The sequence below is a fragment of the Hydrogenophaga sp. genome, from assembly GCF_028698005.1.
Lineage (GTDB): Bacteria > Pseudomonadota > Gammaproteobacteria > Burkholderiales > Burkholderiaceae_C > Hydrogenophaga.
On the sequence record NZ_JAQVEJ010000175.1, the window covers coordinates 1 to 5,761 of the forward strand.

Annotated in this window: 5 protein-coding genes; 2 read left to right on the forward strand and 3 right to left on the reverse strand. The window is 65.0% G+C overall.

Annotation, left to right across the window (positions count from 1 at the left end; genetic code table 11):
• The coding region (locus PHQ87_RS13865; RefSeq protein ID WP_300235516.1) for a sigma 54-interacting transcriptional regulator at positions 1–752 on the forward strand (752 nt) is incomplete at its 5' end.
• A gap of 93 nt (positions 753–845) precedes the next feature.
• Here the strand turns inward: PHQ87_RS13865 and PHQ87_RS13870 are convergent.
• From PHQ87_RS13870 to PHQ87_RS13880, 3 genes are all read right to left on the reverse strand, one after another.
• Complete coding sequence (locus tag PHQ87_RS13870) at positions 846–2,348, reverse strand: amidohydrolase family protein (RefSeq protein WP_300235519.1); 1,503 nt, start codon at positions 2,346–2,348, stop codon at positions 846–848.
• A gap of 314 nt (positions 2,349–2,662) precedes the next feature.
• On the reverse strand, positions 2,663–3,745 hold the full coding sequence (locus PHQ87_RS13875; protein ID WP_300235522.1) for a cytochrome c peroxidase: 1,083 nt from the start codon (positions 3,743–3,745) through the stop codon (positions 2,663–2,665).
• A 49-nt stretch (positions 3,746–3,794) separates the two neighbouring features.
• Positions 3,795–4,655, reverse strand: a complete 861-nt coding sequence (locus PHQ87_RS13880; protein WP_300235524.1) for a transporter substrate-binding domain-containing protein — start codon at positions 4,653–4,655, stop codon at positions 3,795–3,797.
• 252 nt (positions 4,656–4,907) lie between these two features.
• Between PHQ87_RS13880 and PHQ87_RS13885 the strand changes: the two genes are divergently transcribed.
• On the forward strand, positions 4,908–5,761 hold an 854-nt coding region (locus PHQ87_RS13885), incomplete at its 3' end, for an ABC transporter substrate-binding protein (protein WP_300235526.1).

The window sequence follows — 5,761 nt, forward strand, 5'->3', positions numbered from 1 at the left end:
GATCTTCGCTGGCACTGCAGGTCAAGCTGCTGCGTGTGCTGCAGGAGCGGCAGGTGGTTCGCCTGGGGTCGCGAAAACCTATTGCATTGGACGTGCGGCTCGGGGCGGCGCCCAACATCGACCTGGCCCGTGCCGTCGAGGCGGGACACTTCCGGGCTGATCTGTACTATCGCCTGAGTGTGGCCACGGTCGACGTCCCGCCACTGCGTGAGAGAACGGGCGACATCCTGCCATTGGCCCAGCACTTCATCGAACTGTATGCGCCACGCCTGGGGCAACACACCGCCACCATGTCGGCTGCAGCGCGCGCTGCCCTGCTCGCCTATGCCTGGCCGGGCAACATACGCGAGTTGGAGAACGTGGTGCATTTCGCGCTCATCGTCGCGCGTGGCGGCGTGATCAAGGCGAGCGACTTGAAGCTGGTCCCGTCGCTCTCGCCCACCTTGCCCCCGGCAGCGGATGCCCGCAGCGACATCGAGTCATCCGGCCCTGCGCGGTCGGACCCCCTGGACGGGTTGTTTGCCGATCTGGTGGCCCAGCCGTGTCTGCACCTGTATGCCAGGGTCGAGGCCAGTCTGGTTCGCGCGGCGTTTGACCGCTCGGGCGGTAACCAGGTTCGGGCAGCGAGGCTGCTGGGCGTGACACGCAACACGTTGCGCACCCTGCTCAAGCGACACGGTCTGCTGCTCGATAACGCTTCGAGCGACATCGTGTCCGGCCATCCTGCAGCACGGGCGCGGTACGCCCAATAGTGCGCTTTCGCCGGGCGGCGCGTCTGATGGACGGTTCGGGGGCAGAGGCCGGTCAGGGCTGCCATGACCGGCCTCCTGCATCCCGGTTGAGAATCAGGCGACGGCAGCCAGCTTCTGCTCGATCACTGTTCCCTTGAAAAAGTCGGGGTTGGCTTCGGTGTAGAAGCGGTGCGGGTTGCCAAACACGAAGGCCTTGAAGTCCTCGGCGCTCAGCACGCCCTGGTCCACCAGGTCCCAGCTCTGGGCGAGTGTTTCGGTGAAGTCCACCACATCCCAGTGGCCCACGTCCGATGACCAGAAGGCATTGAGCTTGGTGCCGAAGTTGACCTTGTCGTTGAACGCCAGGGCCACCGTGCGGTCATCGCTTTCGACGCCGAAGTAGAAACTGTCGACGAAGCGCTTCTTGATGTCCCCGATCTCTTCGATACCGGCCTTGGCAAAATCGTCGAGGTACTCGGGTGGTTGTTGCTCGCTGCGGTGCGCGGTGGTCACCCCGAACGCCGTGGCGCGGATCTCCTCCTTGCTGTAGTGCTTGCCGCGGAACAGATCGCTGCCGTACTCCTGGTACAGCCGGTGCAGCAGGTCGCCATCCACGTTGGCCGGGTTGTAGTTGTGCACGGTGTTCCTGTTGCGCTTCTCGAAGCGTTCGTGCAAGTGCACATAGATGTCCGACCCCCACGAACCGTTGCCTTCGAGCAGACCGAAACGCAGCTGCGGGAAGCGGCGCGTCACGCCGCCGAAGAACAACGACTTCACGAAAGCCTCCGATGCGTCGGAGAAATGGCCGATGTGGTTGTACATGTAATTGCTGATCGAGGCACGACCCGTCCAGCCCTGCCCGGAGGTGTGCGTGGTCAGTGGCACCTTGAGCTCGGCCGCCTTGGCCCAGAACGGGTCGTAGTCGTACTCGCTGTCGATGCCGAAGGTGTCGTACCACTGCGCGACACGGGCGATGTCCGGGTGGTGAGCGAAAGGGAAGCGATCGGCGATGGCCTTGATCGGTCGGTGGATGCCGCCGGGAATGATGGCGCTCTTGAGGCCCAGTGTGTTCACGGCAAATTCCAACTCCTCGATGCCTTCCTGCGGGTTGTGCAGCGGGATGCTGGCCACCGGCGTGAGCCGGTCCGAATAAGGTTTGAACACGTCGGCGTGGTAGTGGTTCGAGGCACGAACCAGCGTGCGGCGCAGATCCTCGCGCCAGCTGTGGATCGGGAACAGCGACACGTTGGGGTAGACCACACCGAAGTCGGTACCGGCCTCCTCCAGGCGTTCAGCCAGCAGGCGCGGCAGCGACACGGTGGCCAGGTCGAGCGTGTTCTTCGCGGGCAGGATCCAGTAGGCCGGACGGTGCACGCGATGGTCCCGCCGCTGCTGGTCGCTCAGGTTGTACCAGTCGGCCGGGCCGGCGCTGAAGCCGCCCTTGAAGCGGGCACGGAACTGGTCAACGATCTTCGCACCGCCGTACTGCGCGATGTAGTCCTCGAACAGCGGACCGAACTCGACGGTATGCACATCGGTGTCAATGACGGGGTGGTCCAGCCTGGCCTTGACGGCCACCGATCTGGACAGCGCGCTGGAGCGGATGCGGTCGTTCATGGATGCAGTTTCCTTCTGATCGTGATTTGAGTTGCCCGGGCTCAATGCACCCGGTGCAGCGGAATCAGCAACTGGTATGCCGACATGGGGTGCCCGGAACGAAACGTGCCCGTCATTTGATCCAGCGCAAACTCTTGGGGTCTTCAACGGCCGGATGCGGTACCGCGTCCGCACTGACGTGGATGGAAACTCCCGATACAAGGGGCTGCAGGCCACAGTCGATCCAGATCTCGCTGTTGGCTTGTCAGCAGCCGTGCTGCAAAAGCAGCAGGCCGTCTTCTCTCTCTGGTGAAAATCCAGCACGAGCTGCCGCGTCAAAGGCTGCCCAGGAAGGCCTGCAAGGCGCGCAAGTCGGATTCACTCAGGCGCAAGGGCTTCAGTAGTGGAGAGACGCTGGCCGCACAGCGCCGCAACGGGTCAGCCGCCTCGCGGGCGTTGCGCAAACGGGGATCGCCCCCTCCCCGGGCATACAGATGCAGCACGCCCTTCAGATCACGGAACAGACCGTTGTGCATGTAGGGCGCCGTCTGCGCCACGTGGCGCAGGCTGGGCGTTCGAAAGCGCCCGGCATCGTCACAAACCCCTGTCACGGCATGCCGACCGAGGTCTTGCGATGGCTCCCCGTAAAAGGCGAGGCCGAGGTTGTGAAACAGCCCGTCGCTCAGGGCAGGACCAAAGTGGCAATTGACACAGCGTGCCCGGGTGCGGAACAGATGAAGACCTTGTATTTCCAGGTCGCTCAGCATCTGGTACTCGCCCCGGACGAAGTGGTCAAAGCGTGAAGGCCGGTGCAGTGTCCGGACATAGGCGGCCAGGGCTTGCCCGACCAGTGCGGGCCATTCCTGCGGCTTCCCGGAAAGCGCATGCAATCGCGACGCCAGATCGGGCTGCTCCCTCAGCTTGTCCGTCAGCGCCTCCAGTGAGCGATGCCCCATCTCCCGTGGGTCGATCAGTGGCCTCAGCGACTGAGCGGCCAACGACAGGGAGCGGCCGTCCCAACCCCAGGTTTGCTGAGCCTGGACGGCATACAGGGTGGGTGGATTGCGTTGCCCGGCCTGTGCCCACTGACCCAGGCCGACCCTTTCATTCAGGGTCCATGCCGTCTCCGGCCGATGGCAACTGGCGCAGGACACACGGCCCTCGGCCGACAGCCGGGGATCAAAGAACAGGCGCGCCCCCAACCGTGCCAGCCTGCGCTCGTGCAGTGCATCGATCGCCGCCGGAGGTTGCCAGGCGCCAAGCTCGATGAAGCGCACACCGGCGTCAACGTTGGCCGCTGGCCATGTGGCCGGGGGACGGCTGTAGGCGCTGCGCAGCGTCGGTTCGGATGCCGCCGCAGAGGCAGCCTGCATGAGGCCATGGGCCAGCAGTGCCGCCGCCAGCGGCAGTGCCCGCACGACCGGTCGAAGCCGCCGGCGCCACTGCGCAGGGACCCCGCAGACCGGCTCAATGGCAGTCGGGACCGGTCTGATCGAAGTAAACCTCAAAGGCCACATTGGATGCCCAGGTCTGGCGGCGCCGCGCCCAATGCGGCTCATCGCCGACGGCCGCCGCGGCCGCCCGGACGGCAGCCTGCAGAGGCGCTTTCCCCGGGGGCAGCACCAGCTCTAGCGCGCTCGGCTCGGTCGGCGGCAGGGTGGCCGAGAACTTCCGCCATTCCTTGCGGCCCAGCAAGGCGCGCAGTGGGGCCTGGTCCAGCACGGCTGCGGTGCAGGCGCCTGTGCGAACGGCCACCAGTGCCTGCGCGGGCGAACGGTGCAACTGCAGGCGGGCCCCTACCCTGGCGACCTGCGCCCGGGCTCTGGCATTTCCGGTGGTCGCGCACACCAGATGCCCGGCGAGCGCAGGCCAGGATTTCACATCGGTGTCGGACCGCATGGCCACACTCAAACCCGAGGTGTATCCCGTGGGCACAACCTGGACATCCTTGTCCATGGTGGGGGCAGAACGGCGCCGGAGCGCCGCATCCACCCGGCCTTGCTTCAGGGCCTCTGCCTGCTCGTCGTACCGCAATGGCACCAGCTCGACCGCCAGACCCATCTGGGTGGCCAGGTCGCGTGCATAGGTGTGCTCGAAACCGTCGCTGGTGTAATCGCGCTCTCCGTTGCTCAAGGGCATGGCGTCGGGATCAATCGCAACCTTGAGCACCTTGGGATCGGAAGGCAGCGCCGCTGGCCGGCTCGCCGCCCAGCCGTGCCATAGCGCCATGGTGGTGGCCAGCGCAGCCGTCGTCAGCAACAGCGCCAGGACGGCTGGCGCTCGGCGGACAGCGGTGCGAAAAAAAAAGATGACGGGATGCAAAGGCATGGCGTTGCTGGACGACCCACCGGCGTGGGAATGAGGTGGATGGCTTCAGCCGGCATTGTCCGGATGCGGGGTTGCCTTCCATGCGCTGATTGCGCATATCGATCTGCGGATACGGCGCCTTCATATCCATCCCTGATTTCCTTCGTTGGGTTCGTCGGCTGGCCGGAATAAATTGATATCCGTCAATTGATAGGCCCTGCTGCCCTCACTCGGCACCCCACATCACGAACCGTCCCAATCAGCGGAGAACCCATGAAATCCTCTACCCCGAAACGCCGGCATACGCTCAACGCCATGGTCGCCATCACGCTGGGCTTGCTCGGCCCGGTCGGCAGCGCGACGGCGGAAGTTCTGCCCTCGATCAGCCTGCAACTCACGCCATGGACCGTGGTCGCCCGCGCCAAGGGGATCTTCAAGGAAGAGTTCGACAAGGTCGGCACCAAGGAAGTCAACCTCATCGCCTCCGGCGGCGCTGACCTGGTCGGTGCCGAGACGGCCGCTGTGAAAAAGGGTGCCATCTCCATCGCGCAGCGCATGATCTATCCAGCCACGGTGCACCGGGCCAACGGCCTGGACGGCGTCATCGTCTGGGCATCCGAACCGTCCAACCGCTACCGCGCCCCGGTGCTGGCCGCGGCGTCGAACAAGAACATCAATTCGCTGGCCGATCTGGACGGCAAAAAGTTCGGCAGCAGCCGGATCAGCTGCTACTGGTCGGCACCGACCGAGGCGCTCAGCGCCGTGGGTCTGCCGCTGGACACGCGCCAGAAAAAAGGCCGCGTGCGCTACGAGTCCATCGACAATGCCACCGTGGCCCTCTCGGCCGTGATCTCCGGTGCCACCGACGCCACCACCGCTCATCTGGCCGCCGGCAACGCCACCGGCGCCTGGCTGTCGGGCAAACTCAAGGTCGTTGGCTACACGCCTGACGACGGCGTTTATGTGAACCATGCCGGCCGCGTCACCTACTTTGCCAAACGCGAGTTCGCCGACAAGTACCCGGAAGCGGTGAAAGCCTTCCTGGCCTCCCGTGAGCGCACCATGGAGTGGGTGCTCGACAACGTGGACGAGGCAGCGAAGAGCATCGCCAAAGAAACCCGTGTGCC